The sequence below is a fragment of the Micromonospora sp. NPDC000121 genome (genome assembly GCF_042899165.1).
Classification (GTDB): domain Bacteria; phylum Actinomycetota; class Actinomycetes; order Mycobacteriales; family Micromonosporaceae; genus Micromonospora.
The window spans coordinates 1-1,843 of sequence record NZ_JBIAZP010000030.1; the positions used below are offsets into that span (position 1 = coordinate 1).

The window sequence follows — 1,843 nt, forward strand, 5'->3', positions numbered from 1 at the left end:
TCGGGTGGTGTGGGGGCTGTTTTTACTGGTCAGGGTGCTCAGTGGGTGGGTATGGGGCGGGAGTTGGTGGGGGAGTTTCCGGTTTTTGCTGAGGCGTTCGGGCGGGTGTGTGCGGGGTTTGATGGGTTGCTGCCGGGTGGGCTGGGTGAGGTTGTGGCCGGTGGTGTGGTTGGTGGGTTGGGTTTGGATGACACGGTGTTCACGCAGCCGGCGTTGTTCGCGGTGGAGGTGGCGCTGTTTCGGTTGTTGGAGTCTTTTGGTGTGCGGGCCGATGTGGTGGTCGGTCATTCGGTGGGTGAGTTGGCTGCTGTTCATGTTGCGGGTTTGCTTGACCTGGAGGATGCGTGTCGGCTGGTTGCCGCGCGGGCCGTTTTGATGCAGGCGTTGGGTGCCGGTGGTGGCATGGTCGCTGTCGAGGCTGCGGAAGCCGATGTGACCGAGTTGGCCGGTGGGTTGGGTCTTGATGTGGCGGCGGTGAATGGGCCTGGGTCGGTGGTGTTGTCGGGGCCTTTGGTGGCGGTGGATCGGGTGGTGGTCGAGTGTGGGGTGCGGGGTTGGCGGTCGCGGCGTCTGGCGGTGAGTCACGCGTTTCATTCGCGGTTGATGGAGCCGATGTTGGCGCGGTTCGCGGAGGTTGCGGAGTCGGTGCGGTGGCGTGAGCCGCAGTTGACGGTGGTGTCTGGTGTGACGGGTAGGCCTGAGCCTGGTGAGGTGTTGGGGTGTGCCGATTACTGGGTGCGGCATGCGCGGCAGGCGGTGCGGTTCGGCGATTGTGTGGGGTGGTTGCGGGACAACGGTGTGTCGACGGTGGTGGAGGTGGGTCCTGATGCCGTCTTGACGGCGATGGTGGGTGAGGCGGTCACGGCGGTGCCGGTGATGCGTCGTGATCGTGGTCAGGTGCACGCGTTCCTGGCGGGTGTCGGCCGGTTGTGGGCTCGTGGGGTGCCGGTGGACTGGTCCGTGCGTCTGGGACGGCCGACGCGGGTGGTTGATCTGCCGACGTATGCGTTCCAGCACCGCCGTTACTGGCTCACCGCCGACAGTTCGGCCGTGCGGTGGGACGTGGCGAGGATCGCCGATGGGCCGACTGTGGTGTCTGCCCGGCTGTCGCCCGACCGTATGCCGTGGTTGCGTGAGCACATGGTCGCGGGTGCTGCGATCGCGCCGGCGACGGCGTTCATTGACTGGTTGACCAGCGCCGGGGACGAGGTCGGCTGCGACCGTATCGCTGACCTGACCATCCTCACCCCGCTGCCCACCGACCACGACCGCGATCTGCAGATCGTCATCACACCCACCGGCGACACGCACACCGCCCGGGTGCACAGCCGCCACGACGACGGCCCGGACTGGGTTCTGCATGCCGAGGCCACTCTCACCGGCGACCTGGAGCAGCCCGGGCGGCCTCATCACGGGCCGTGGCCGCCGGAGGGTGCGGTGCCTGTGCCGGTCGACGGGTTCTATCCCGCTGCCGCCGACGCCGGCTACGACTACGGACCCACCTTCCAGGGACTGCGCCGAGCATGGCAGCACAACGGCATCCTCCACGCCGACATCACCCTCACCGACACCCACCACGACAGCGACGGCAGCGGTCATGCGATCCATCCGGCCCTGCTCGACGCCGCCCTGCACCCCCTCCTGCTCGCCCACACCACCGGCGGCGGCACACCACACGTCCCCTTCACCTGGACCGGCGTCACCATCCACACCACCGGCGCCACCCACGCCCGCGCCACCCTCACCCAACCCACCCCCGACACCGCCACCATCACCCTGCACCACACCGACGGCACCCCCCTCGCCACCATCGACCACCTCCAACTCCGCCCCCTACCCACCG

1 protein-coding gene is annotated in these 1,843 nt (G+C 68.0%); it reads left to right on the forward strand.

Annotation, left to right across the window (positions count from 1 at the left end; translation table 11 throughout):
* Positions 1–51: 51 nt before the first annotated feature.
* The coding region (locus ACFY23_RS31730) for an acyltransferase domain-containing protein (protein WP_387051343.1) at positions 52–1,843 on the forward strand (1,792 nt) is incomplete at its 3' end.